The organism is Rhodopseudomonas sp. WA056 (genome assembly GCF_010906995.1).
GTDB classification, from domain to species: Bacteria; Pseudomonadota; Alphaproteobacteria; order Rhizobiales; family Xanthobacteraceae; genus Rhodopseudomonas; species Rhodopseudomonas palustris_G.
The window spans coordinates 1-24,782 of the sequence record NZ_QPFS01000071.1 but is presented as its reverse complement, the minus strand read 5'-3'; the positions used below and the strand labels follow the sequence as shown (position 1 = coordinate 24,782).

The window sequence follows — 24,782 nt, the reverse complement described above, 5'->3', positions numbered from 1 at the left end:
CTTCCGCTTCGTCTGATCTGCCGCGAACGATTACAGGGCCACGGAACGCAGCAGCGTTCCGTGGCCCTGGCGCGAGAAACGAGGATTAGCGCAGCCCCGATTCCACCAAAGAACAGAACGACTATCGGTGGGTGAAGCGCGGCGCCCGCTTTTCCAGGAAAGCCTGAATGCCCTCGTGGGCGTCGGCGCTGGCGAAGCGGGCATGCAGCTCGCGGCGCTCGAACAGGATGCCTTCGGCGAGCGTGCTCTCGAAGGTGCGGTTGAGGCTTTCCTTCAGCGCCATCAGCGCCGGGGCGGAGAACGCCGCGATCGTGCTGGCCAGCGCCACGGTCTCGTCGCGCAGCTTGTCGTCATCGACGACGCGCGATACCAGGCCGTAGCGATCGGCCTCTTCGGCGTTGAGCGGTCGCGCCGACAGGCACATGTCCATGGCTTTTGCCTTGCCGATCGCGCGCGGCAGGCGTTGCGTGCCGCCCGCTCCGGGCAGCAGGCCGAGCTTGATTTCCGGCAGCGCGAATTTGGCACTGCGGCCGGCGATCACGATGTCGCAGGCGAGCGCCAGTTCGCAGCCGCCGCCATAGGCAAGCCCCGCCACCGCGGCCAGCACCGGCTTGCGCACTCGGCGGATGGTCTCCCAATTGCGGGTGATGAAGTTCGAGCCATAGACGTCGCTATAGCTCCACGCGGCCATCGAGGCGATGTCGGCGCCTGCCGCGAACGCGCGGGCATTTCCGGTGATCACGATCGCGCCGATGCCGTCGTCGGCGTCGAACGCCAGCAGCGCCGCGCCGAGCGCATCCATCAGCGCGTCGTTCAGCGCGTTGAGGACTTCCGGCCGGTTCAGCGTGATGATGCCGACCCGGCCCTGAGTTTCGGTGATAATGGGATTGGACGACAAGGTCGTGCTCCGTGGTCGGTGTGTGGTCTAAAGATCGTCCTGCTGCAGCATCTCGCGCAGCCGGAATTTCTGGATCTTGCCGGACGGTGTTGCCGGCATCGCGTCGCGAACCACGAGGCGCTCGGGGATGTATTGCAGCGCCAGCTTCTGCGCCTTGAGGAACTCGACCATCGCGGCGAAGTCGATGCTCGCCCCGGTCTTCGGCACCACCACGGCGCAGGCGCGTTCGCCGAGCCGGTCGTCCGGATAGGCCACGATCGCCACCTAGGCGACGGCGGGATGCTTGTAGAGCAGCGCCTCGATCTCGACGACCGGGATGTTTTCGCCGCCGCGGATGATCACGTCCTTGCTGCGGCCGCTGATCCGGATGTAGCCGTCCGCCGTCATGTAGGCGAGGTCGCCGGTGTCGAACCAGTCGTCGGCGTCGGTGCTGTTCCAGTTCGGCCTCTTCAGATAGCCGCCGAAATTCGAGCACGACCGCACCACCAACCGGCCGATCTGGTTCGGCGGCAGCGCCTTGCCGTCGCTGTCGATCACTTTGACCTCGACGCCGGGCAGCGGGCAACCGTCGGTGGTCGAGGCGAGCTTGTCATCGTCGTCGAGCTTGATCAGCGTCACCGCGCCGTTTTCGGTCATGCCCCAGGCCGAGACGATCTTGGCGCCGAGCCCAGCCTGAGCCTGTTCGACCAGCGGCCCGGGAATCGGCGCGCCGGCGCACAGGAAGGTCTTCAGGCTCGGCACCGGCTCGCCGCTCTCCTTCACGACGCGCGTCAGATCGGTGAGGAACGGCGTCGACGCCATGGTGAAGGTGACGCGCTCGGCGCGGATCAGCTCGGCGGCTTTCGCCGGATCCCAAATGTCCTGCAACACTGCGCTGGCGCGCAGCATGATCGGCATCATCAGGCCGTACATGAAGCCGGTCTGGTGTGCCATCGGCGACGCCATCAGGATCACGTCGGACTCGCGAAGCGCGAGCCGCTGCGCGTAAGGCACGATATTGGCCATCAGCGTATTGGCGCTGTGCATCACGCCCTTCGGCTCGCCGGTGGTGCCGGAGGTGTAAATCAGTTGTGTGATGTCGTCCGGGGAGGGCCGGCTGCGGCTCAGGATCGCGGCGGCGTTCGCTTCCTTTTCCCACTCGGGCGTCGTCAGCAGCGTGTCGAAATCATCCGCGCCGCCGCCATCGACGACTACGATGGTCCGAAGCGCTGGCAGGTCGGGCTGCAGGCCGCGCGCCATGGCTTCATGATCGAAGCCACGGAAGCTCTTCGGCACCACCAGTACCTTGGCTTCGCCGTGCTTCAGCATGAACGACAGTTCGCGCTCGCGGAAGATCGGCATCAGCGGGTTGAGCACCGCGCCGATCCGCGAGCAGGCGAGATATAGCGCGGTGAACTGCCACCAGTTCGGCAGTTGCATCGCCACGACGTCGCCGCGGCCGACACCAAGCCGGCTGAGCCCGACCGCGACGCGATCGGCCAGCGTCGCAAGCTCACGGTAGCTGAAGCGGCGCACCGCGCCGCCGTCGAGCCGGACCGCGGGCAGTGCGACCTTGTCGGGGCAATGCGCCACGCAGGCGTCGAGATCGTCATTGATGGTGCGGTCGTGCCACAGGCCGGCGGCGATGCTCGCGGCGCGGCGTGGCGGCAGCAGAACAGCGTCGAACTCCATGTTTCCCCCGGAATAGTTATTAGTTATGAATGCAGAGTGTCTCGGCGGCACCTCCGCTCAGGCCGGCACTGCGGCGCGGCCGGCACGGTGGCGCGCGATGATCGTCTTCATGATCTGCGCGGTGCCGTCGCCGATCTGAAAGCCGAGCACGTCGCGCAGCCGCTGCTCCATCGGGCCGCGGTCATAGCCGCCGTGGCCGTGCATCAGCAGACATTGATGGATCACGTCGTAAGCGAGTTTCGGCGCCCACCATTTGCACATTGCTGCCTCGGCACTGTGCGGCGCGCCGTGGTCCTTCAGCCACAGCGCCTGCAGGCAGAGCAGTCGCGCGGCCTCGACCTGGGTGTCGAGGTCGGCGAGCGGATGCGACACGCCCTGAAACGCCGACAGCGGTTTGCCGAACGCCTGCCGCTCGGCGACGTGCGCCCAGGTTTCCTCGAGCGCGACGCGCGCGACTGCGAGCACTTGCAGGCCGATCAGTGCGCGCGAGAAGTCGAAGCCCTGCATCACCTGGACGAAGCCTTTGTTCTCGTCGCCAAGCCGATGCGCGGCCGGGACGCGCACGTTCTCGAAGAACAGCGAGCCGCGGCCGATCGCGCGCTGGCCGTGGCAGTCGAACCTGTTGCGGGTGATGCCGGGCAGGTCCATCGGGATCAGCAGTGCGGTGACGCCGTGAGCGCCGGACTCGATCGAGCCGGTGCGGCCGAACACCACCGCGGCGTCGGCCTGATCGGCGGCGGAAATCGAGGTCTTCTCGCCATTGACGATGTAGTCGTCGCTGTCGCGCTCGATCCGCAGCCGCAGGTTCGCCGCATCCGAGCCGCCGCGCGGTTCGGTCAGCGCGATCGCGAACAGCGCGTCGCCTGCGATCAGCTTCGTCAGCCACGGCTGCACGATCTCGCGCTGGCCGTGCTGCGATAGGATCTGCCCGTTCAGCGAGGCGAGCAGATTGACGTAGGACATGCTGAGGTCGGCGCGCGCGATCTCCTCGTGGATCACGCCGGCCGCGAGGCTGCCCATGCCGAGCCCGCCGCAAGCTTCCGGCAGTTCGGGCGCGATGAAGCCCATCTCGCCCATCGCCTTCATCAAGCCGCGGTCGAGCACCCGCGTGCGGTCGCGTTCCTGAAATCCCGGCGCGATCCGGTCGGCGGCGAACCGCCGGGCCTGCGCGGCCAGCGCCACGAGGTCTTCATTCAAATATGGATTCATGCCTCGCCCTCCTTGAGAATTCGAGCGCCGGCGTTGCCGGCGCCGTCGTCGGCGGGAGAGCGGTTATTTGATGTACTTGCGGAATTCGGGCTTACGCTTCTCCTGCAGCGCCTTGACGCCTTCGCGCGATTCCTCTGTGTCGTAATAGAGTTTCAGCGCGTACATCCCCATGCCGGCGATGCCGGCTTGATGCGCGGTGTCCATGTTGAAGCTGCGTTTGGCGATCGCGAGCGCGGTCGGTGACCGCTCGCACAGTTCCTCGCCCCACTTCTGCACCTCTGCGTCGAGCTCCTCGTGCGGCACGCAGAGATTGGCGAGGCCCATCGCTTCGGCTTCCTTGCCCGAGTAACGCCGGCACATGTACCAGATCTCGCGGGCCTTCTTTTCTCCGACGACGCGGGCGAGGAACGCGGTGCCGTAGCCGGGATCGACCGAGCCCATCTTCGGGCCGACCTGGCCGAAGATCGCCTTCTCCGAGCAGATCGTCAGGTCGCAGATCGTCGCCAGCACATTGCCGCCGCCGATCGCATAGCCCTGGACGCGGGCGATCACCGGCTTGGGCACGTCGCGGATCGCTGTGTGCAGTTCTTCCATCGGTAGCCCGACGGTGCCGCGACCGTCGTAATTGCCGTCGTGGGTGGACTGATCGCCGCCGGTGCAGAAGGCGCGGTCGCCGGCGCCGGCCAGTACGATCGCCCCGACGTCCTTGTCGTAGCCGGCTTTGTACAGCGCTTTGATCAGCTCGTCGCAGGTGGTGCCGCGGAACGCATTCATCTTGTCCGGACGGTTGATGATGATCCACGCCACGCCGTTGCGGATTTCATAGATCAGGTCTTCGAACTGCATCGGAATCCTCCCGTTATTGTTGATTGGGCTCAGCCGTTCATCGTCAGGCCGCCGGAGACGCTCAGCACCTGGCCGGTGATGAAGCTGGCGTCATCGCTACCGAAGAACGCGATCGCGCCGGCGAGATCGTCGGGCTTGCCGAGCCGGCCGAGTGGGATCGCCTTGGTGAAGGCTTCGATCAGCTTCTCCGGATTGGCGGCGCCGGAGGTCACGCCGGCGAGCAGCGCGGTGTCAGTCGGCCCCGGGCAGACGACGTTGACGGTGATGCCGTGGCGGGCGTGTTCGCGTGCCAAGGTCTTGGAGAATGCGACGAGGCCGCCTTTGCAGGCGGCGTACACAGCTTCGCCCGACGAGCCGACGCGCGCTGCGTCTGAGGCGATGTTGACGATGCGGCCGTAGCGCCGCTCGACCATGTCGGGCAGCACCGCGTGATGCATGTGCAGCGCGCCGGTGAGGTTGATGGCGATCAGTCGCTCCCATTCGCCCGGCTCGCTCTTGGTGAACGGCTTGAAGATGTCCCAGCCGGCGTTGTTGACCAGAATGTCCACCGGCCCGAGTTTGTCCGTCGTCGTCGCGATCGCGGCGTCGACGCTTTTGCGGTCGGCGATGTCGCAGCGGATCGCTTCGGCCGCGCCACCCGCGGCGCGGATCTCGCCGGCGATCTTCTCGGCGGCGTCGAGATTGAGGTCGAGCACTGCGACCTTGGCACCGTCCTGCGCAAACCGGCGACACGTCGCCCCGCCGATGCCGCCGCCACCACCCGTGATCACCGCCGTTTTGTTCTGCAGCCGCGCCATCCTCGCTCGCTCCTCTTTGATTCTGATCTCTTTTTCCCCAGGAAGCCCGCGGTCGAAGCTGGCAACTAGGACAATATATTGCTATATCTAGTCAGCCTTGCGAAGATGCGTCAAGATGGTTGATGATGGCAAATAAGCGCACGAATGCCGATAATGCTGCAGATGCGAAGATGGAATTGGCCAACCGGCTGTTCTTTCGCCTCTATCAATGCGCCAATATGTTGCATAAAACCGGCACGCGGGCGGTCGAAGCCGAGGGGCTGACGACGCAGCAATGGGCGGTGCTCGGAGCGCTGTCGCGACCCGCTGTGGCGAACGGCATGAGCATCGGCGATCTGGCCCGCTATCTGATGGTCAGCCGGCAGAACCTCACTGGTCTGATCAGCCGGATGGAGCGCGATGGTCATGTCGCGGTCGTTCCGGACGAGCGCGACCGACGCTCACGGCTGGTGACGATGACCAGGTCCGGCCGCCACGTCTGGGAGGTGCTCGCGCAGCCGAAGATCCGGGCGTATTACGGCGAAGTGCTTGGGGATTTTTCGATCAATGATGTGACCCACGCGCTGCACTACCTGCTCAAGATCCTCGACAACATGAAGCGTCTCGACGATGGCGCTGCGGGCGAAGCTGTGGCGACGGAACTGGAATGACTTTGGTCAAGGCGCGCGGGCGTCATCCAACGTCTATCGGGTGGAAGCGATAACAAGACGAGGAGGGCGGAGGCGATGAAGGCGGCATTCATGACCGGTCACGGCGGCAACGAGGTGATCGAGGTCGGCGATCGCCCGACGCCGCAGCGCCGCCCGGGTGAAGTGCTGGTGCGGATGCGCGCCGCGACCGTCAACCGCGTCGACCTCTACATGCGCGACAGCGGCGCCGGCATCACCCACAGTCTGCCGCAGATCATGGGCGTCGACGGGGCCGGCGTAATCGAGGAGGCGGATGCACCCGAGCTGATCGGCCGGCGGGTGACGCTGTATCCGGGCATCGTCTGCGGTTCTTGCGAATTCTGCCGCTGCGGCGAGCCGGTGCTGTGCGCCAAGATGAGCCTGCTCGGCGAGCATCGCGACGGCACCATGGCCGAGTATGTCAGCGTGCCGGCCGGAAATGCACTGCCGATCCCTGACCGGCTCGATTTCGCCCAGGCCGCTGCGCTCGGCGTGAACTATCTCACGGCGTGGCGGATGCTGTTCACCAAGGCGAAGCTGCAACCGGGCGAAACCGTGCTGGTGTTCGGGGTTGGTGGCGGCGTGTCGCTCGCGGCGATGCAGATTGCTGCGGCCGCCGGCGCCCGTGTGTTGGCGACCTCCCGCAGCGCCGACAAGCTGGCGCGGGCCCGGGCGCTCGGCGCCGATGCGGTGATCGATGCGCCGGCCGACAAGATCCCCGCCGCGGTGATGGACTTGACCGGCGGCCGCGGCGCCGACGTGGTGATCGAGAATATCGGCGGTGCGATGTGGAGCGCGGCGCTGAAATCGCTGGTGCGCGGCGGGCGGGTCGCGACCTGCGGTGCCACGATCGGCGATCAGCCTCCGGCCGATCTGCGCCGGGTATTCATCCGCCAGCTTCAGATCTTCGGCTCGACCCTCGGCAACCCGAGTGAGCTTTCCGATCTGATCGCCTGGTGCGATGCCGGAAAGCTGACACCGCCCATAGATCTGCACTATCCACTCGGCGATATCCGAGCCGCATTCGATCATCTCGAATCCGGCAGCCAGTTCGGCAAGATCGCGATCGACATCTGAGCCTCGCTGCTACGGAGCGCCGTCCGTCGCGTGTCGGCTCTCCATCGCAAAATTTGATCCGCATCAAATTAATTTTCGTATTCCAATACTAGATTGCATTTAAATCGCCGGACCGGAAAAAGGCCGGCAGCGCGACCCCGGCAGAGCCGCCGGGCAGGGAGGACGACCGGCATGCTCGACAGGCCGCATCACACCACGGCGGACATCATCGCCCGTTGCGAGGCGCTGTTCTCCGATCTCAGCTTCACCGCCGCCCGCGAATGGAAGGGCGCCGAACCCGGCCGGATCGTGGTCGGTTTTCTGCCCTACTACGCCCCGCGGGAGCTGGTGCACGCAGCCGGCGGGCTGCCGCTCGGCATCTTCGGCGGCGGCGACCAGCTCGAAGTGATCCACGGCGACGCCTACTATCAGAGCTACATCTGCCGAATTCCGCGTTCGACCATCGAGCTTGGCGTCTCCGGCCGGCTCGACTTCGTCGACGGCATGATGTTCCCATCGATCTGCGACGTGATCCGCAATCTGTCGGGGATGTGGAAGCTGATGTTCCCATCCAAGGGCGCGCGCTACATCGACCTGCCGCACAATTTCGACGACGATCTCGGCGGCGAGTTCTATGTCAGCGAGCTGCGCGAAACCTGCGAATGGCTGTCGAGCCTCACCGGCAAGCCAATCACCTCCGATGCGATCCGCGCCTCGATCGCGGTGTTCAACGATAACCGCCGGCTGGTCCGTGCGCTGTATCAGCTGCGCGCCGACGAGCCGTGGAACGTGCCGTCGGCGGAACTCTATCTGCTGCTCCGCGCCGGCATGGTGATCCCGGTCGAGGAGCACAACCAGATGCTCACCGATTACCTGGCGGCAGTGCGGCTGCAGCAGCGGCCGATCAAGGACAATTCGCGCGTGGTGATCTGCGGCATGTTCTGCGAGCAGCCGCCGCTGAACCTGATCAAGTCGATCGAGCTGTCCGGTTGCTACATCGTCGACGACGACTTCATTCTGGTGACGCGCTGGGAGAATTCCGACGTCGCGCTCGACGGCGATCCGTTGCGAAATCTCGCAAGCGCCTATTTGCACGATTCCAAATCGACGCCGCCGAAATACGAGCCGGACGAGGCCAAGAAGGGGCTGTATCTCGTCGACAGCGTGCGAAAGAACCGCGCCGAAGGCGTGATCTTCGCCATGACGTCGTTCTGCGATCCCGGCCTGCTGGAGCGGCCGATGCTGCAAGCGGTGCTGAAGAGCCACGGCATCCCGCAGATCGCGTTCAAATACGCCGAGAACTCCGGCCAGATGCAGCCGATCCGCGAGCAGGCCGGCACCTTCGCCGATTCGATCAAATTGTGGAGCGGAGCATGACCGTCATCGTCGGACCGAAGACCAAGCCGCCGGAAGCCATCAAGGATGCGTCGATGGCGCGGCAGAAGCAGATGGTCAATGCCCACTACGATCGTCTCGCGAGCGCCAAGGAGCGCGGCGAGAAGGTCGCTGCGACCTTCGTGCCGGGCAATCTCAACGAGCTGCTGATGTGCTTCGACATGGTCAACAACCTGCCGGAGGTCAACGCGATCCAGAACGGGCTGCGGCGGCAAAGCGGCGGCTACGTGATGGAGGCGGAAAAGCTCGGTCATTCCGAGGACGTCTGCACCTACGTCAAATCCGATATCGGCATGATGGCCAAGGGCAATATCGGCCCGAACGGCAAGCCGCTGCCCGACCCGGACGTGCTGCTGCTATCCTACACCGGCTGCTTCACCTTCATGAAATGGTTCGAGCTGCTGCGCCGGCAGTATAAATGCGAGACCATCATGTTCCAGACGCCGTATCTGGCCGACGGCCGGATCACCAAGGACATGATCAGCTACATGGTCAAGCAGCTCCGGCAGGACGTGATCCCGAAGCTGGAGCGGATCTCGGGCGTCAAGTTCGACATCGACCGGTTGCGCGAATACTTGCGCAAATCCGCCAAGGCCGAGGACGATCATGTCTGGGTGCTGCAATCGGCCAAGCACAAGCCGTCGCCGATCGACGCCTATTTCGGCGGGATCTATTACATCGGGCCGATTTTCGGCGCCTTCCGCGGCACCGACGACGCGATCGAATACTACAAATTCCTGCGCGCCGAGGTCGAGCAGCGGATCGCGCAGGGCAAGGGGCCGGTGACGCCCGATGGCAACATGGGGCAGGAGCGCTACCGCCTGGTGGTCGAAGGCCCGCCGAACTACACCAATTTCCGCCAGTTCTGGAAGATGTTCTACGACGAGGGCGCGGTCGTCGTCGCCTCGAGCTACACCAAGGTCGGCGGCACCTATGATTACGGCTTCCGCCACGATCCGGACCGCCCGCTGGAGTCGCTCGCCGAATACTGCCTCAATGTCTACACCAACCGCAACCTGCCAATGCGGGTGGATATGCTGGAGAACTATATCAACGAATACCAGGCGGACGGCCTTCTGATCAATTCGATCAAGAGCTGCAATTCGTTCTCCGCCGGCCAGCTCCTGATGATGCGCGAGGTCGAGAAGCGCACCGGCAAGCCGGCGGCGTTCATCGAGACCGATCTGGTCGACCCGCGCTATTTCTCCGCCGCCAACGTCAAGAACCGGCTGGAGAGCTATTTCCAGATGATCGAACAGAAGCGCGCGGGCTTCCGCGGCGCCGCCTGAGGAGCGCAACGATGCGGACTTTCGTTGGAATCGATCTCGGCTCCACCACCACCAAGGCGGTGCTGATGGACGAGAACAAGGAGGTTATCGGGCGCGGCATCACCAATTCTCGCTCGAACTACGCTACCGCCGCCCGCGTCACCTCCGAAGAGGCGCGGATCGACGCCCGCTTCACATTGTTCCGCCGCGCACTTCACGTCGGCGAGGCCGGCCACGAGCATAGCGCCGAGTTTCTGGCGGCGCTGGAGCGCAACTTCCGGCTGATCCAGTTTCTCGAGCAGCTCGACGATCTGGAGGAGACGTGTCATCGCCAGCTCGAGGCGGATCGCTTCAAGTCGATTGCCGGCCCGCTGCAGGAGGCGCTGCACATCATCTTCGCCCGGCTGCGGCAGGAGGCGGCCTCGCTCTATGCTCCTGGTGCCAAGCGCAAGTCGGATTTTTTCCGCGACATCGCCGGCTCGCGGTTTCATGTCCACGCCGAAGCGGTGGCCCGCGAGATGGGCATCGCGCTCGACATGGTGCTGAACGCCTACGACAAGTCGATCATCGAGGTCGAGAACCGGCCGCCGGGCGGCGACCTCAGCGACAAGTTTCGCCGCGCCGTAGCGCGAATGCTGGCTGCGGATTCGCACGCGGCCGACGGCGAAGGCGATTTCGCCGCGATGATCGAATCGGCGCTCGGGATCGAATTGGAGGAAACCTATCTGGTCGGAACCGGCTACGGCCGGGTGACGCTGCCGTTCTCCAAGGAGCACATTCGCTCCGAGATCCTGTGCCACGGCCTCGGCGCCCACATGATGTATCCCGGCACGCGCACCGTGCTCGACATCGGCGGCCAGGACACCAAGGGCATTCAGATCGACGGTCACGGCATCGTCGAGAATTTCCAGATGAACGACCGCTGCGCCGCCGGCTGCGGCCGCTATCTCGGCTACATCGCCGACGAGATGAACATGGGGCTGCACGAGCTCGGCCCGCTGGCGATGCAATCCAATCGCCCGGCGCGGATCAACTCGACCTGCACGGTGTTCGCCGGTGCCGAACTGCGCGATCGGCTGTCGCTCGGCGAGAAGCGCGAGGACATTCTGGCCGGCTTGCACCGCGCCATCATCCTGCGGGCGATCTCGATCATCTCGCGCTCGGGCGGCGTCACCGATCAGTTCACCTTCACCGGCGGCGTCGCCAAGAACGAGGCGGCGGTGCGCGAGCTGCGCAAGCTGATCCAGGAGAACTACGGCGAGGTGACGATCAACATCAATCCGGACTCGATCTACACCGGCGCCCTCGGCGCCTCCGAATTCGCCCGCCGCGCCGTCGCGGCGTGAATGGTAGCGCTCGGATGATCGAACGCTCGGCCGGACTTGCGAGGAGAAAACGATGACCATCACGTCGGGGATCGATGTCGGGACCGGGGCCATCAAGGTGGTGGCGTTCGCGGTCGAGGGCGACCAGGAGCGTTGCCTCGGTAAGCGGGTCGAGCGGGTGCGGCAGCGCGATCCCTTGAAGCTCGCCGGCGACATCTACGACGATCTGCTGAAAGAGACGGGCCTGGCGCGCGCCGACGTCGCCTATTGCGCCACCACCGGCGAGGGCGAGGCGCTCACCTTCCACACCGGGCACTTCTACTCGATGACGACGCATGCCCGTGGCGCGATCTATCTCAATCCGGGCAGCCGCGCGGTGCTCGACACCGGCGCGCTGCACGGCCGGGCGATCCGCATGGACGATCGCGGCAAGGTGCTGGCCTATAAGATGACCAGCCAGTGCGCGTCGGGCTCCGGACAGTTCCTGGAGAACATCGCCCGCTATCTCGGCATCGCGCAGGACGAGATCGGTTCGCTGTCGCAGCGTGCCGACAATCCGGAGAAAGTCTCCGGCATCTGCGCCGTGCTGGCCGAGACCGACGTCATCAACATGGTGTCGCGCGGTATCTCGTCGCCGAACATTCTGCGCGGCATTCATGAATCGATGGCCGACCGGCTGGCCAAGCTGCTCAAGACCCTCGGTAGCCTCGATGGCACGGTGCAGATGACCGGTGGACTGGCGCTCGACGCCGGGCTGGTCGACGCGATGAAAGACGCCGTGGTCAAGGCCAGGGTCGACGTCGCGATCGAGAGCCATCCGGACGCGATCTATGCCGGGGCGATCGGCGCAGCGCTGTGGGGGGCCTTCCGTCACAAGAGGCTTGCCGACATGGCCCGCGCCGCCTGATAATTGCGATCAGCCTGAAGCCGGGTGGATGCCGATATCGGCATTCACAACCGGCGAGCGGAAAGCGGCGTCAAGATCGCTTCCGGACAACCATAAAGGCGATCAGGAGGAAACCATGAATGCCGCCGCGGTCACGCCGCCACCCGAGAAATTCAATTTCGCCGAACATCTGCTGCAGACGAATCGCGTCCGGCCGGACAAGACGGCGTTCGTCGACGATGTCTCGTCGCTGAGCTTCGCGCAGCTCGAAGCCCAGGCGCGTCAGCTCGCGGCTGCCTTGCGCGCGATCGGCGTCAAACGCGAAGAGCGCGTGCTGCTGCTGATGCTCGACGGCACCGACTGGCCGGTGTCGTTTCTCGGCGCAATTTATGCAGGCATCGTCCCGGTCGCGGTTAACACGCTGCTGACCGCCGATGACTACGCCTACATGCTGGAGCATTCGCGCGCCCAGGCGGTGCTGGTCAGTGGCGCGCTGCATCCGGTGCTGAAGGCGGCGCTGACCAAGAGCGATCACGAGGTTCAGCGGGTGATCGTCTCGCGCCCCGCGGCTCCGCTGGAGCCGGGTGAGGTCGATTTCGCCGAGTTCGTCGGCGCAAAGGCGCCGCTCGACAAGCCCGCCGCTACGCAAGCGGACGATCCGGCATTCTGGTTGTATTCGTCGGGTTCGACCGGACGGCCAAAGGGCGTCGTGCACACCCACGCCAATCCGTACTGGACCTCTGAGCTGTACGGCCGCAACACGCTGCACCTGCGCGAAGACGACGTCTGCTTTTCGGCGGCGAAACTGTTTTTCGCCTACGGCCTTGGCAACGCGCTCACCTTTCCGATGACGGTCGGCGCCACCACGCTGCTGATGGGCGAGCGGCCGACGCCGGACGCGGTGTTCAAGCGCTGGCTCGGCGGCGTCGGCGGGTTGAAGCCGACCGTGTTCTACGGCGCGCCGACCGGCTACGCCGGCATGCTGGCCGCGCCGAACCTGCCGTCTCGCGACCAGGTAGCGTTGCGGCTCGCGTCCTCGGCCGGCGAAGCGCTGCCAGCGGAGATCGGGCAGCGCTTCCAGCGCCATTTCGGCATCGATATCGTTGACGGCATCGGCTCGACCGAGATGCTGCACATCTTCCTGTCGAATCTGCCGGGCCGGGTGCGCTACGGCACCACCGGCTGGCCCGTGCCGGGCTATCAGATCGAGCTGCGCGGCGACAGCGGCGGACCGGTCGCCGACGGTGAGCCGGGCGATCTCTACATTCACGGCCCGTCGTCGGCGACGATGTATTGGGGCAACCGGGCCAAGAGCCGGGACACGTTTCAGGGCGGCTGGACCAAGAGCGGCGACAAATACATCCGCAATGACGACGGCTCCTACACCTATGCGGGTCGCACCGACGACATGCTGAAGGTCAGCGGCATCTATGTCAGCCCGTTCGAAATCGAAGCGACGTTGGTGCAGCATCCCGGCGTGCTCGAGGCGGCTGTGGTCGGCGTCGCCGACGAGCACGGCCTGACCAAGCCGAAGGCGTATGTGGTGGCGCGGCCGGGTCAGACGCTGTCGGAGACCGAGCTGAAGACCTTCATCAAGGATCGGCTGGCGCCGTACAAATATCCGCGGAGCACGGTGTTCGTCGCTGAACTGCCGAAGACCGCCACTGGCAAGATTCAGCGCTTCAAGCTGCGCGAGGGTGTGTTGGGCTGAACCGGGAGGAGGGCGATATGGCGCTGATGATCAACGAGGACTGCACGGCCTGCGACGCGTGCCGGCCGGTGTGTCCGAACCAGGCGATCTCGGCGAGCGACACGATCTACGCGGTCGATGCGCTCCGCTGCACCGAGTGTGTCGGCGCCGAGGACGAGCCTCAGTGCCAGCTCGTCTGCCCGGCCGATTGCATCGTGCCCAATCCGGATTGGCGCGAGACGCCCGAGCAGTTGCAGGACAAGTACCAGCAATTGCATTCCTGAGCGGTGTCGCCAGATGTCGCGTCGGCTTGTCCGAAGCCGGCGCGGATCACGCCCGTCCGGCGGACGAATGCCGCGCCGAGGCGCCGTTCGGACCGCGATCGGCCTTGCGGCGTTCGGTGTCGATTACCTTGAGCAGCGAGGTGATCGATACCGACCGCAGCGTCGTCATCGCGATCTCGTCGATGTCGCGCAGAACCTTGTGCAGCGCGCGGCTCTCTTCATGCTCGTCGGAGGCGGCCTCCTGCAGATCGAGGCCGGTGTCTTCGAACAACGCGATGATGTCGAGCAGGGTGACGCGCTTGGGATTGCCGGCGAAGCGATAGCCGCCGCCGGGGCCGCGCACCGATTCGATCAGCCGCGCCCGCACCAAGGTGCGCAGCACCTTGGCCAGATGATTGAGCGAAATGTCGTATTTGTCGGCGATGTCGCCGGCGGAAACCTGACGATCCGGATTCGCCGCGAGTTCGAGCACGGCGTACAGTCCACACATCGTCGATTTCTGCAGCCGCATCGGCGTCAATCTTCGTGTTGGTCTCGACCACAAACCGCGCGAGCGTGTCGGGACGGTTCGATCAGTCGAGATTCTTTTCCATTCCGATGAACCGGCCGACCATCAGGCCCTGACTGCGGAAGAACGCCATGACGAGCTGATTGTCGTGCTCGATCATCGTGCGAACCTTCCTGACCCCCGCGCGAGTGAAGATTAGACAAATCTCTTCAAAGAGTTGCGTGCCGATACTGTTCACCCTTATCGCAGGATCGACGGTCAACGCAAACACCCAGCCGCAGCTTTCCGCACCGAACTCGAAATCCCGCACTTCGCCGCAGATGAAGCCGACCACCTGACCCTTCAGCTCGGCGACCAGAAAGGCGCGGCAGCCGGCGCGGCTCTGCGAGAAACTCTCAAACAGGCTTTGCCAATACCGCGGCTTGACTTCGCCGGTCGCGGCCTCGTCGATCGCCGCCACCCGCGCCACATCCGACGCGGCAGCGGGCCGGATCTGCACATCGCGGCACGGCTCCGCTGCGGTGATGCCGCTTGCGCCACTCATCGCGTTGTCCTCTCTCATGGTGCCGCGTGATCCCGGCTTCTGATGCGGATTATGCAGCCACGGCGCCGGGCGTCGATTGATCTTTGAGACGAGCCGGCTCAGACGCCCAGCATGGTTCTGACCATCTCCTGATCGGCGAGCAGCTCGGCGGAAGTGCCTTCGAACACCACCTGTCCTTTGGTCAGGACGACGTGGCGGTCGACCAGGTCGACCAGATCGTCGAGGTTCTTGTCGACGATCACGATCGAGATCCCCTTGCGCGCGATGATCCCCAGCGTTTCCCAGATCGCGTCGCGCATCTTGGGCGCAAGACCTTCGGTCGCTTCGTCGATCAGCAGGATGCTGGGATTGCTCAGCAGCGCCCGGCCGATCGTCAGCATCTGCTGCTCGCCGCCCGAGAGCTGATTGCCCCAGATCCGTCGCCGTTCGAACAGCCGCGGAAACATCTGATAGATCGCCTCCTGGGTCCAATCGACCCGGCCATCTGGACCGGGACGCGCCGCAAACAGCAGGTTCTCCTCGACCGATAGGTTCGGAAAGATGCCGCGTCCCTCCGGCACGAACCCCATGCCGGCGCGCGCCTTGATATTGGCCCTCGCTTCGGTGACGTCACGGCCGTCGAATAGGATCGCGCCGCGTTTCGGTTTCAGCAGTCCCATCAATGTGCGCAGCAGCGTCGTCTTGCCCATGCCGTTGCGGCCGAGCAGGCTGACGGTCTCGCCGCGGCCGACGTGGAAGTTCACGCCGCGCAGGATGTGGCTGGGCCCGTAGAAGGTGTCGATGCCGCGGGCGTCGAGCATCGCCTGAGCCGCCGCGGTCATGCCGACTCCTTCATCTTGGCGTGATGGCCGAGATAGGCTTCGAGCACGGCTTCGTTGCGCCGGATCTCATCGGGGCGGCCGCGGGCGAACAGCTTGCCCTGCACCAGCACCGTCAGCGTATCGGCGGCGGCGAACACCGCATCCATGTCGTGCTCGATCACGATCACGGTGTGGTCGCGCACCAAATCGCGCAGCAGCGCCACCACCCGCTGGGTTTCCTCCGGTCCCATCCCGGCCAGCGGTTCGTCGAGGATCAGCAGATCGGCGCCGCTGGCGATCAGCATCGCGATTTCGAGTTGCCGCTGCTCGCCGTTCGACATCCGCCCGGCAATGGTGTCGCCGCGATCGGCGAGCCCGGCGACCCGCAACGCACGGTCGACCGCGGCGTTTTCGCGCGCCCGATATGGCGCGTCGCGCAGCCGCCACAGCGCGCCCTTGTCGAGCTGTGCGGCGAGCACGCAGTTCTCGCGAACTGTGAAGCGCGGGAAGATGTTGGTGCGCTGATAGGAGCGGCCGAGGCCGGCGCGGGCGATCCGGTAGGCCGGCCAGCCTGTGACGTCGAGCTCGTCGATCTGCACACTGCCGGCGCTGGCCGGCAACGCGCCGGATAGCAGGTTGGTGAAGGTGGTCTTGCCGGCGCCGTTCGGGCCGATGATGGCGTGGACCTTGTTGGGCTCGAACGTCACGGTGACGTCGCTGACCGCAACGATGCCGTTGAAGTTCTTGCCGAGATGGCTGGCTGCCAGCGCCTTCGCAGTCTTCGCCGGACGCTGCGGCTCGTCCGCGGGTGGCCGCGCTGCCGCAGCCTGCGGCTGTTTGCGCCGCCAATTCAGCAATCCGGCGAGACCGTCGGGCGACATCAGCACCGCGGCGATCAACGTCGCGCCGGTGCCGAGCCGCCAGTGATCGGCGACAAAAGAGCCGACGATGCTGGCGGTCTTCAGCAGTTCTTCCAGCGACGAATAGGCGAGCGCGCCGAGGATCGGGCCGAACAGCGTGCCGGCGCCGCCCAGCACCACCATCATGATGGCGAGACCGGATTGATGCCAGTTGAGCAGGTCGGGCGTGACGAAACCGTCGATCGATGCGAACAGCGCGCCGGCCAACCCCGCCACCATGCCGGCAATGGTGAAGGCGGCGAGCTTGTAGCGATAGGTGTCGTAGCCCAGCGAGCTCATCCGCACCTCGTTGGCGCGGATACCTTGCAGCACGCGGCCGAACGGCGAACGCACCAGCGCCAGCAGCAGGCCGTAGGCGGCGATCAGCACGACGACGCAGACGTAGTAGAACTGCCGGCGGTCGGAGAAATCGAGCAGCGTCAGGCCGGCCAGCGTCAGCTCGGGCTTGACGTTGACGTAGGCGCCGTCCGAGCCCTTGGCGATGTCGGTGTCATGGAACAGCGCGAACAGCATCTGGCCGGCGGCCAGCGTCACCATGATGAAATAGAAGCCGCGGGTCAGGGTCGCAAACGCGCCCACCACCAGTGCGGCAAGCCCCCCAGCCAGCAGCCCGGCGCCGAGCGCGACGATGACGTTGGCGGCTTCCGCTTCCGGCGAGACGAAGTACACCGCATAGGCGCCGCAGCCGAAGAACGCGGCGTGGCCGAAACTGACGAGGCCGGTGACGCCGATCAGGAGATCGAGGCTGAGCACGAAGGTCGCGATGATCACGATCCGGGTCATCAGCTTGACCGGATACGGCCCGGCGACGAACGGCAGCGCCAGCAGGAAGCCGAGCAGCACCGTGAAGAACAAGACGACGACGAGGTTGGGACGGGTCAGCATCGTCAGGCCCGCCCGAACAGCCCGGCCGGGCGGATCACCAGAACCAGCGCCATCAGCGCGTAGATGATGATGCTGGAGAACTGCGGCAGGAACACCTTGCCGAAGGCGTCGGCCATGCCGATCAGCAGCGAGCCGATGAATGCGCCGCGCACCGAACCGATGCCGCCGATCACCACGACCACGAAGGAGATGATCAGCACGCGATCGCCGATGCCCGGATAGGCGCTCTCGATCGGTGCCGCCAGCATGCCGGCGGTGGCGGCGAGTGCGACACCGGTGGCGAACACCATGCGGAAGATCAGCCGCGAGTCGAAGCCGAGCGCCTCCACCATCTCGCGGTTGGATTCAGCGGCACGGATCAGGCGGCCGATCCGGGTCTTCTGGATCACCATCGCCATTGCGATGGCCAGCGCAACGCAGATCGCCATCAAGGCCAGCCGATACACCGGATAGCTCAGGCCTTCGGTGAGCCGGACGCTGTGGGCCAGATAACTGGGCGCAGGGATCGAGTGCGGATACGAGCCCCACACCACCTGCTGGAATTCGTTGAAGATCAGGATCAGCGCGAAGGTCAGCAGCACCTGCTGCAGGTGATCGCGATCATAGAGGTGGCGGATGAACAGCCACTCGATCGCCAGACCGAGCAGGAAGGCGAGGGGAATGCCGGCGACCAGCGCCAGGAAGACGTCGCCGAACATGCCGGTCAGAGACAGCGCCAGATAGGCGCCGAGCATGTAGAACGACCCGTGCGAGAGATTGATGACGCCGAGAATGCCGAACACCAGCGTCAGGCCGCTGGCGGCCAGAAAGATCACCAGCCCGGTCTGAAGGCCGTTCAGCGCCTGAATTAGGATGAGACTCATGAGAACCGGTCACCGATGTCGGTCGTGCGGGACAGCGGACGGCGACGATGCGCCGGCCGCTGCAGCAGGTGTCGGCGGGTGTCAGCTCAGCTTGCAGCCGATCGCTTCGTCGGCGACCGCCGGGGCGGCGAGGCCGAGATTGACGCTCTTGCCGCCCTTCAGCTCGCGCAGATAGAAATTCTGCACCGGGTTGTGTGCAGCCGACAGTTTGAACGGTCCGCGCGGACTGGCAAAGCTCGCCTTCGCCATCGCGGCGTTCAGTTCCTTGCGTTTGCTGACGTCGCCGCCGACCGATTTGAGACCGGCGTCGAGCAGTTGCCCGGCATCCCAGCCTTGCACCGCGAATACGTCCGGCGGGATCTTGTAGGCGGCCTCGAAGGATCTGACGAACGCCTGATTCTCGGTGTTGTCGAGGTCGACCACGTAGTGCAGCACGGTCTTGATGCCATCACCGGCTGGCCCCGCCGCGGCTTCGACGCCGTCGGTGAGGAAGCCGGGCCCCCACAGCGGGATGCCGAGATTGGCCGCCGCATAATCCTTGATGAATTTCAGCGCTCCGCCGCCGGAGAAGAACGCATAGACGCAGTCCGGCTTCAGCGAGGCGATCTCGGCCAGCGCCGATTGGAATTCGACGTCGGGGAATGCGATGGTGATGTCTTTTACCACCTCGCCCTTGCCGGCGATGAACGACTTCTTGAAGCCGGACACCATCTCTTCGCCCGCGGCGTATTTCCAGGTCACCGTCACGGCCTTCTTCAGGCCGGCCTTGATCATGGCATCGCCGGTGGCACGGCCGATCTGGCCGTTGGCGAACGAGGTGCGGAACACGTTAGGCGCGCACATCGCGCGGGTGATGATGTCGGCGCCGGCATTCGGCACGATCGTCGGGATTCCGTCCTCACGGGCGATCTTCACCATCGCCATCGCGACGCCGGAATGCACCGTGCCGACCAGCACGTCGGCCTTCTCACTCTGGATCAGCTTGGTGGTGAGTTCGGTCGCCTTCGGCGGTGCGGATTCGTCGTCGACTTTGACGAAGCTGATGCTCCGGCCCGCGAGCTTGCCGCCCTGCGACTGCACATACAGCTCGAGCCCGCGGGTGATCGCTTCGCCGAGCGGTGCATAAGTCCCGCTATAAGGCAGCAGCAGCCCGACCTTCAGCGCGCCGGCCTGCGCGTAGGACGGGCGAATGAACGGGCCGCACGCCAGCGCGGTACCGGCTGACGCTCCGAGCGACAACAGACGACGTCGATCGATCATGGTAGTCCTCCCCTCGGTCTTCCTCGCGAGCGATCAGCTCGTCATTGTGTTTTTTCGGTACTTTATTGCGACTATTACATCGGGCCAGATCATTTTGCGAGACACCAATGAGGCCGATGGTCGCATCGTCAGTCTCGCTGATATTGCGCTGCACCCGCAAGCCCGACTTGGCTGTCATCGTGCGTTGCCGGCGGCGGCCCGCCCGTAAAGCGTAGAAGTGGAACGCGCGCTTTCCGTGGCTTCAGTTTCGCCGAGCGTCATCTCGCGCAGCAGATAGCGCTGCAGCTTGCCGCTCGACGTCTTCGGCAGATCGTCCATGATCTGAATCCAGCGCGGATATTTCCATGGCCCGATCGCAGACTTGACGTGCTCCTTCAGTTCGTCGAACAGCGCGCCGGGATCGATTTCGGCGTGCGACTCCAGCACGATGAACGCTTTCGGCTTCACCAGCCCATCGGTGTCCTCGGCCGGAATCACCGCGGCTTCCAGCACCTTGGCGTGACTCATCAGCGCCTGTTCGATTTCGAACGGTGACACCCAGATGCCGCTGACTTTGAAGATGTCGTCGGTTCGCCCGCAATAGGTGTAAACGCCGTCGGCGCGCCGGTAGTATTTATCTCCGGTCCGGGTCCATTCACCGACGAAGGTTGTTCGTGTCTTGTCGCGCTGATTCCAGTAGCCCGCGGCCGACGATCCGCCGCTCACCAGCAATTCGCCGATCTCGTCGTCGGCGACGTCCTGGCCGCTCTCGTCGACCAGCCGCAGTCGATAGCCGTCGACCGGTACTCCCGACGTTCCGTATTCCACGGCGTGTGGGAGGTTGGTCAGGAACAGGTGGCCCATCTCGGTCGAGCCGACTCCGTTGACGATGTCGCGGCCGAAACGATTGCGCCAGTTGAGCCCGACCTGCGCCGGCAGCGGTTCACCGGCGGAGACGCACAGGCGCAGCCGGTTCGGGAGCGTCTCGGTGCGCGAGCGCGGATCGGCCAGCATTGCGGCATAAAGTGTCGGCACAGCGAACAGCATCGTCGGCCGGTGCAGCCGCAAGGTGTCGAAAACCGTGTCGGCGGTCGGCCGCTCGGGGTACAGCACCGAGGTGGCGCCGATCCCCATCGTGCAGAACATCGCGTTGCCGAGCCCATAGGCAAAAAACAGCTTGGCCGCCGAAAACACCACGTCATCTTCGCGGTAGCCGATCCGGTGGCCGGCGTTCTCGGCCATGACGCGTGGACTCGAATGCACGTGCATCACGCCCTTCGGCATCCCGGTGGTGCCGGAGGAATATTGCCAATAGGCGATGTCGTCGGCACAGGTTGCCGCGGGCGCACCGCCCTCTTGCTCGGCGGCGAGCAGATCGGCCAGTTGCAAGGTCGGCGACGGCGCTTCACCGACGGCGACGATTGTGCGCAGATGCGGCAGATCGGCCGCGGCCTCCTCGATCGCCGGCAAGAATTCCGAGGAAGCGAAAACCACTTTCGATCGCGAATCCTCCAGCAGATAGCGATACTGGTCCGCATTCAGCCGGGTGTTGAGCAGTACCGGTACAATGCCGGCGCGGATCGCGCCCCAAAACAGGATCGGGAAGTCGACGGTGTCCTTGAGCACCAGCGCAATACGATTTTCCTGCTCGACGCCGAGGCGCGCCAGCATCGGGCCGACACGTGCGACGGCGTCGCGGAGCTCGCCATAACTCAAGCCGCGCTGCGGATCGATGAAGGCGATCTTGCCGCCCCGGCCTTCCGCAACGTTGCGGTCGACGAAATCGACCGCCGCGTTGTAGTCGCGTAGCGGCATGGTTCCCTCCGCCGTCTATGAATTGGAGTGATCTAAGCGTCCGCTCGGAATGATCTCCTTGATTTTTGCTAAGCGCTTAGTCGACTGTTGCGGCGTAACGATCGCTTGACTTTGGTCATGGATGTCGCCCTCCCGCGCCGACAGTCTTGCGGCGAGGGAGCGACCCATGGATGAAATGATGCTGCGACGCCGCAAGCGGCTGCTCGGCCTGAACGTCAACGGCCGATGGCGCGAGGACGCGGTCACCGACGACATGCTGCTGGTCGATTACCTGCGCGACGTTGCGGGCCTCACCGGCGTCAAGATCGGCTGCGACGGCGGCGAGTGCGGCGCCTGCACGGTGCTGATCGACGGCGAGCCGGCGCCGTCGTGCCTGGTGCTCGCAGTGCGCTGCGAGGGGCGGCATGTCGAAACGGTCGAAGGTCTAGCGGCGAACGGGCGGTTGCATCGACTGCAACAGACCTTTCATGACCATCTCGGCGCGCAGTGCGGCTTCTGCACGCCGGGCATGATCATGGCGGCGGAAGGCCTGCTACGCCGCAATCCGTCGCCGACCGAGGACGAGATCAGGATGGCGCTGTCCGGCAATCTCTGCCGCTGCACCGGCTACGCCAAGATCGTTGAATCGGTGCAGGCCGCCGCGGAGATTTCGCCATGAGCAGTCCGGCGTTCCAGGGGGGCCTCGACCGTGCCGGCGTGCCGCTGGTCGACGGCGTCGACAAGGTGACAGGGCGGGCGCGTTACACCGCCGACCTCGATCATGCCGGCGCGTGGGTCGCACGCATCTTGCGCAGTCCGATCAGTCATGGCGAGATCGTTCGGCTCGATGTCAGCAAGGCGCTGGCGCTGAAGGGGGTCGCGGCGATCGTCACCGGCGAGGATTGCGCGATCACCTACGGTGTGCTGCCGATCGCGATGAACGAGTATCCGATGGCGCGCGACCGTGTCCGGTATCGCGGCGAACCGGTTGCGGCAGTGGCGGCGGTCGATGCCGAGACGGCGCAGCGCGCGCTCGACCTGATCGAGCTCGATCTGCGCGAGCTGCCGGCCTACTACGAGTCGGAGGCCGCGCGTGCCCCGGACGCCTGGCTGCTGCACGACAACAAGCCGGGCAATATCGAACGCGAGGTTCACAACGAGTTCGGCGATCTCGCCGCAGGTTTCGAAGCCGCCGATTTGATCCGTAGCCACACGCACCATTGTGCCGAGGTCAACCACGCCCAGATCGAGCCGCATGCCTGCCTGATGGAGTACGATCCGGTCGCCGGGCGGCTTACGGTGCAGAGCGTGTCGCAGGTCGGCTATTATTTGCATCTGATGCTGGCGCGCTGCCTCGAGATCGATCCGTCGCGGGTACGGGTGATCAAGCCTTTCGTCGGCGGCGGCTTCGGCGCACGGGTGGAGGTGCTGAACTTCGAGGTGATCGCCGCGCTGCTCGCCCGCAAGGCCGGCGGCAAGGTGTCGATGCGGCTGAGCCGCGAAGAGACGTTCATCACCCATCGCGCCCGGCCGCAGACCGACGTCACCTTGAAGATCGGCATGCGGCGCGACGGCCGGTTCACCGCCTGTTCGTGCGAAGTGGTGCAGCGCGGCGGTGCTTATGCGGGGTACGGCATCGTCACCATCCTGTACGCCGGCGCGCTGCTGCAGGGGCTCTACGACATCCCGGCGATCAAATACGACGGCTACCGCGTCTACACCAACCTGCCGCCGTGCGGCGCGATGCGTGGGCACGGTTCGGTCGACGTTCGTCACGCCTTCGAGAATCTGATCGATCGGATGGCGCGTGAACTCGGCCTCGATCCTTTTGCGGTGCGCCGTGCCAATCTGCTGGCGGCGCCGACGCGCACGCTCAACGATCTGATGGTCAACAGCTACGGCCTCGCCGAGTGCCTCGACAAGGTCGAGCGCGCCAGCGGCTGGCGCGATCGGATCGGCAGGTTGCCGCCGGGCAAGGGCCTCGGCATGGCCTGCTCGCACTACGTCAGCGGCTCGGCCAAGCCGATCCACTTCACCGGCGAACCCCACGCGGTGGTGGCGCTGCGGCTCGATTTCGACGGCGGCGTCACCGCGCTCACCGGCGCCGCCGACATCGGCCAGGGTTCTTCGACGGTGGTGGCGATCACCGTCGCAGAAACGCTGGGCGTCGCGCTCGACCGTGTCCGGGTGATCTCCGGCGATTCCGCCATCACTCCGAAGGACAATGGCGCGTATTCGTCGCGCATCACCTTCATGGTCGGCAACGCTGCCATCGATGCGGCGACGAAGTTGAAACAGATCCTGATCGCGGCGGCAGCCCGCAAGCTCGAAGCTGCGCCGGAGCAGATCGAGTGCGCCGGCGAGAGCTTCTTCATCGGCAGCGGTGTCCAGGCCGCGCTTGGTTTCGCCGAAGTGGCCAAAGCCGCGCTGGTCGACGAGGGCGCCATCACGGTCAAGGGCACTTTCACGTGCCCGCCGGAATCGCAGGGCGGCAAACATCGTGGCGGCGCCGTCGGTTCGACAATGGGATTCAGCTACGCCGCCCAGGTGGTCGAGGTCAGCGTCGATGACGCGACCGGCCTGATCACCGTCGATAAGGTCTGGGCGGCGCTGGATTGCGGCCGCGCCATCAATCCGCTCGCGGTGGTCGGGCAGGTGCAGGGCGCGGTGTGGATGGGGATGGGGCAGGCAATGTGCGAGGAGACGCGCTATCTCGACGGACTGCCCGCGCATGCCAGCTTTCTCGAATACCGGATGCCGACGATGATCGAATCGCCGCCGATCGAGGTTGCAATCGTCGAGAGCGTCGATCCGTTTGGGCCGTTCGGTGCCAAGGAGGCCAGCGAAGGTGCGCTCGCTGGTTTTCCGCCGGCGATGGTCAACGCCGTCGCCAATGCGATCGGCATCGATCTCGATGATCTGCCGGCGACGCCTGATCGCGTCGTCGAGGCGCTGGCGCGGAGGCGGCGCGAAGCGAAGCGGGCGGTGGCGGTGAGGGCCGCCTCATGACGGGTCTGAATGCGTTGAATTTGCTTCGTCCGGGCTCGATCGATGAGGCGATCGCCGCACTGCTGGCGCATCCGGGAGGACGGCTGCTCGGCGGCGGCACGGATCTGCTCGTCAACATGCGGCGCGGCATCGCTCAGCCTGAGATGCTGATCGACACCACCGGCATCGCCGAGATCAAACGGCCCGTCGTCGATGGCAGCGGCGTGGCCATCCGCGCCGGAGTCACC

22 protein-coding genes and 1 pseudogene are annotated in these 24,782 nt (G+C 65.2%); 11 read left to right on the top strand and 12 right to left on the bottom strand.

Annotated features, from left to right (window positions below):
* Positions 1-121 precede the first annotated feature (121 nt).
* The 5 genes and pseudogenes from DU475_RS14770 to badH form a co-directional block, all read right to left on the bottom strand.
* Complete coding sequence (locus DU475_RS14770) at positions 122-898, bottom strand: enoyl-CoA hydratase-related protein (RefSeq protein ID WP_164632548.1); 777 nt, start codon at positions 896-898, stop codon at positions 122-124.
* A 27-nt stretch (positions 899-925) separates the two neighbouring features.
* A pseudogene (gene aliA / locus DU475_RS14765) lies at positions 926-2,569 on the bottom strand (cyclohexanecarboxylate-CoA ligase).
* A gap of 57 nt (positions 2,570-2,626) precedes the next feature.
* Positions 2,627-3,778, bottom strand: coding sequence for a cyclohexanecarboxyl-CoA dehydrogenase (gene aliB, locus DU475_RS14760; RefSeq protein WP_164632547.1), 1,152 nt, complete (start codon positions 3,776-3,778; stop codon positions 2,627-2,629).
* Between the two features lie 63 nt (positions 3,779-3,841).
* On the bottom strand, positions 3,842-4,624 hold the full coding sequence (gene badI / locus DU475_RS14755) for a 2-ketocyclohexanecarboxyl-CoA hydrolase (protein WP_107354141.1): 783 nt from the start codon (positions 4,622-4,624) through the stop codon (positions 3,842-3,844).
* 29 nt (positions 4,625-4,653) lie between these two features.
* Complete coding sequence (badH, locus tag DU475_RS14750; RefSeq protein WP_164632546.1) at positions 4,654-5,421, bottom strand: 2-hydroxycyclohexanecarboxyl-CoA dehydrogenase; 768 nt, start codon at positions 5,419-5,421, stop codon at positions 4,654-4,656.
* A 122-nt stretch (positions 5,422-5,543) separates the two neighbouring features.
* On the opposite strand from badH, the gene DU475_RS14745 reads away from it, so the two are divergent.
* The 8 genes from DU475_RS14745 to DU475_RS14710 all read left to right on the top strand — a co-directional run bounded on the left by DU475_RS14745 (position 5,544) and on the right by DU475_RS14710 (position 13,993).
* Positions 5,544-6,071 carry a MarR family transcriptional regulator gene (locus DU475_RS14745; protein ID WP_164632545.1) on the top strand — a complete coding sequence of 176 codons (528 nt, stop codon included), beginning with the start codon at positions 5,544-5,546 and terminating at the stop codon, positions 6,069-6,071.
* A gap of 75 nt (positions 6,072-6,146) precedes the next feature.
* Positions 6,147-7,166 (top strand): zinc-binding dehydrogenase, encoded by a 1,020-nt coding sequence (locus tag DU475_RS14740; RefSeq protein ID WP_164632544.1) that lies wholly within the window; start codon positions 6,147-6,149, stop codon positions 7,164-7,166.
* A gap of 171 nt (positions 7,167-7,337) precedes the next feature.
* Entirely contained in the window at positions 7,338-8,522 is a 1,185-nt protein-coding gene (gene bcrC, locus DU475_RS14735) for a benzoyl-CoA reductase subunit C (protein ID WP_164632543.1), read from the top strand.
* A complete protein-coding gene (bcrB, locus tag DU475_RS14730) occupies positions 8,519-9,829 on the top strand; it encodes a benzoyl-CoA reductase subunit B (RefSeq protein ID WP_164632542.1) in 1,311 nt (436 codons plus the stop codon). The genes bcrC and bcrB overlap by 4 nt, the downstream gene beginning before the upstream one ends.
* Positions 9,830-9,840: 11 nt before the next feature.
* The gene (gene bcrA, locus DU475_RS14725) at positions 9,841-11,154 is read left to right on the top strand and encodes a benzoyl-CoA reductase subunit A (protein WP_164632541.1); all 1,314 of its coding nucleotides are present in this window, start codon (positions 9,841-9,843) and stop codon (positions 11,152-11,154) included.
* A 52-nt stretch (positions 11,155-11,206) separates the two neighbouring features.
* Positions 11,207-12,040: a benzoyl-CoA reductase subunit D gene (gene bcrD / locus DU475_RS14720; RefSeq protein WP_142882085.1), complete on the top strand. Its 834-nt coding sequence runs from the start codon at positions 11,207-11,209 to the stop codon at positions 12,038-12,040.
* Between the two features lie 115 nt (positions 12,041-12,155).
* Entirely contained in the window at positions 12,156-13,730 is a 1,575-nt protein-coding gene (locus DU475_RS14715) for a benzoate-CoA ligase family protein (protein WP_164632540.1), read from the top strand.
* A gap of 17 nt (positions 13,731-13,747) precedes the next feature.
* Positions 13,748-13,993 carry a YfhL family 4Fe-4S dicluster ferredoxin gene (locus DU475_RS14710; RefSeq protein ID WP_011156229.1) on the top strand — a complete coding sequence of 82 codons (246 nt, stop codon included), beginning with the start codon at positions 13,748-13,750 and terminating at the stop codon, positions 13,991-13,993.
* Positions 13,994-14,039: 46 nt separating this feature from the next.
* Here DU475_RS14710 and DU475_RS14705 read toward each other — a convergent pair whose 3' ends face one another.
* The 7 genes from DU475_RS14705 to DU475_RS14675 all read right to left on the bottom strand — a co-directional run bounded on the left by DU475_RS14705 (position 14,040) and on the right by DU475_RS14675 (position 21,567).
* Positions 14,040-14,504 (bottom strand): Rrf2 family transcriptional regulator, encoded by a 465-nt coding sequence (locus DU475_RS14705; RefSeq protein WP_013503786.1) that lies wholly within the window; start codon positions 14,502-14,504, stop codon positions 14,040-14,042.
* A gap of 61 nt (positions 14,505-14,565) precedes the next feature.
* Positions 14,566-14,961 carry a GNAT family N-acetyltransferase gene (locus DU475_RS14700; RefSeq protein ID WP_349644194.1) on the bottom strand — a complete coding sequence of 132 codons (396 nt, stop codon included), beginning with the start codon at positions 14,959-14,961 and terminating at the stop codon, positions 14,566-14,568.
* Positions 14,962-15,143: 182 nt separating this feature from the next.
* Entirely contained in the window at positions 15,144-15,866 is a 723-nt protein-coding gene (locus DU475_RS14695; RefSeq protein ID WP_164632538.1) for an ABC transporter ATP-binding protein, read from the bottom strand.
* Complete coding sequence (locus tag DU475_RS14690) at positions 15,863-17,650, bottom strand: ABC transporter permease subunit (protein ID WP_164632537.1); 1,788 nt, start codon at positions 17,648-17,650, stop codon at positions 15,863-15,865. The genes DU475_RS14695 and DU475_RS14690 overlap by 4 nt, the downstream gene beginning before the upstream one ends.
* Positions 17,651-17,652: 2 nt before the next feature.
* Positions 17,653-18,513, bottom strand: coding sequence for a branched-chain amino acid ABC transporter permease (locus DU475_RS14685; protein WP_164632536.1), 861 nt, complete (start codon positions 18,511-18,513; stop codon positions 17,653-17,655).
* 81 nt (positions 18,514-18,594) lie between these two features.
* The gene (locus DU475_RS14680; RefSeq protein WP_164632535.1) at positions 18,595-19,773 is read right to left on the bottom strand and encodes an ABC transporter substrate-binding protein; all 1,179 of its coding nucleotides are present in this window, start codon (positions 19,771-19,773) and stop codon (positions 18,595-18,597) included.
* 174 nt (positions 19,774-19,947) lie between these two features.
* Positions 19,948-21,567 (bottom strand): benzoate-CoA ligase family protein, encoded by a 1,620-nt coding sequence (locus DU475_RS14675; RefSeq protein ID WP_164632534.1) that lies wholly within the window; start codon positions 21,565-21,567, stop codon positions 19,948-19,950.
* A 166-nt stretch (positions 21,568-21,733) separates the two neighbouring features.
* On the opposite strand from DU475_RS14675, the gene hcrC reads away from it, so the two are divergent.
* The 3 genes from hcrC to DU475_RS14660 form a co-directional block, all read left to right on the top strand.
* Positions 21,734-22,225, top strand: coding sequence for a 4-hydroxybenzoyl-CoA reductase subunit gamma (gene hcrC, locus DU475_RS14670; RefSeq protein WP_047309628.1), 492 nt, complete (start codon positions 21,734-21,736; stop codon positions 22,223-22,225).
* Positions 22,222-24,555 carry a 4-hydroxybenzoyl-CoA reductase subunit alpha gene (hcrA, locus tag DU475_RS14665; protein ID WP_164632533.1) on the top strand — a complete coding sequence of 778 codons (2,334 nt, stop codon included), beginning with the start codon at positions 22,222-22,224 and terminating at the stop codon, positions 24,553-24,555. Before hcrC ends, hcrA begins: the two co-directional genes overlap by 4 nt.
* Before the next feature lie 14 nt (positions 24,556-24,569).
* On the top strand, positions 24,570-24,782 hold a 213-nt coding region (locus DU475_RS14660), incomplete at its 3' end, for an FAD binding domain-containing protein (RefSeq protein ID WP_246700327.1).

Excerpts from the sequence above, each read along its gene's own strand:
- hcrC (WP_047309628.1), top strand. The coding sequence starts at position 21,734 with ATGGATGAAATGATGCTGCGACGCCGCAAGCGGCTGCTCGGCCTGAAC.
- DU475_RS14685 (WP_164632536.1), bottom strand. The coding sequence starts at position 18,513 with ATGAGTCTCATCCTAATTCAGGCGCTGAACGGCCTTCAGACCGGGCTG.
- DU475_RS14715 (WP_164632540.1), top strand. The coding sequence starts at position 12,156 with ATGAATGCCGCCGCGGTCACGCCGCCACCCGAGAAATTCAATTTCGCC.
- bcrA (WP_164632541.1), top strand. The coding sequence starts at position 9,841 with ATGCGGACTTTCGTTGGAATCGATCTCGGCTCCACCACCACCAAGGCG.
- bcrD (WP_142882085.1), top strand. The coding sequence starts at position 11,207 with ATGACCATCACGTCGGGGATCGATGTCGGGACCGGGGCCATCAAGGTG.
- aliB (WP_164632547.1), bottom strand. The coding sequence starts at position 3,778 with ATGAATCCATATTTGAATGAAGACCTCGTGGCGCTGGCCGCGCAGGCC.
- bcrC (WP_164632543.1), top strand. The coding sequence starts at position 7,338 with ATGCTCGACAGGCCGCATCACACCACGGCGGACATCATCGCCCGTTGC.
- DU475_RS14745 (WP_164632545.1), top strand. The coding sequence starts at position 5,544 with ATGATGGCAAATAAGCGCACGAATGCCGATAATGCTGCAGATGCGAAG.
- DU475_RS14710 (WP_011156229.1), top strand. The coding sequence starts at position 13,748 with ATGGCGCTGATGATCAACGAGGACTGCACGGCCTGCGACGCGTGCCGG.
- DU475_RS14675 (WP_164632534.1), bottom strand. The coding sequence starts at position 21,567 with ATGCCGCTACGCGACTACAACGCGGCGGTCGATTTCGTCGACCGCAAC.
- hcrA (WP_164632533.1), top strand. The coding sequence starts at position 22,222 with ATGAGCAGTCCGGCGTTCCAGGGGGGCCTCGACCGTGCCGGCGTGCCG.
- bcrB (WP_164632542.1), top strand. The coding sequence starts at position 8,519 with ATGACCGTCATCGTCGGACCGAAGACCAAGCCGCCGGAAGCCATCAAG.
- badI (WP_107354141.1), bottom strand. The coding sequence starts at position 4,624 with ATGCAGTTCGAAGACCTGATCTATGAAATCCGCAACGGCGTGGCGTGG.
- DU475_RS14690 (WP_164632537.1), bottom strand. The coding sequence starts at position 17,650 with ATGCTGACCCGTCCCAACCTCGTCGTCGTCTTGTTCTTCACGGTGCTG.
- DU475_RS14680 (WP_164632535.1), bottom strand. The coding sequence starts at position 19,773 with ATGATCGATCGACGTCGTCTGTTGTCGCTCGGAGCGTCAGCCGGTACC.
- DU475_RS14740 (WP_164632544.1), top strand. The coding sequence starts at position 6,147 with ATGAAGGCGGCATTCATGACCGGTCACGGCGGCAACGAGGTGATCGAG.
- DU475_RS14695 (WP_164632538.1), bottom strand. The coding sequence starts at position 15,866 with ATGACCGCGGCGGCTCAGGCGATGCTCGACGCCCGCGGCATCGACACC.
- badH (WP_164632546.1), bottom strand. The coding sequence starts at position 5,421 with ATGGCGCGGCTGCAGAACAAAACGGCGGTGATCACGGGTGGTGGCGGC.
- DU475_RS14705 (WP_013503786.1), bottom strand. The coding sequence starts at position 14,504 with ATGCGGCTGCAGAAATCGACGATGTGTGGACTGTACGCCGTGCTCGAA.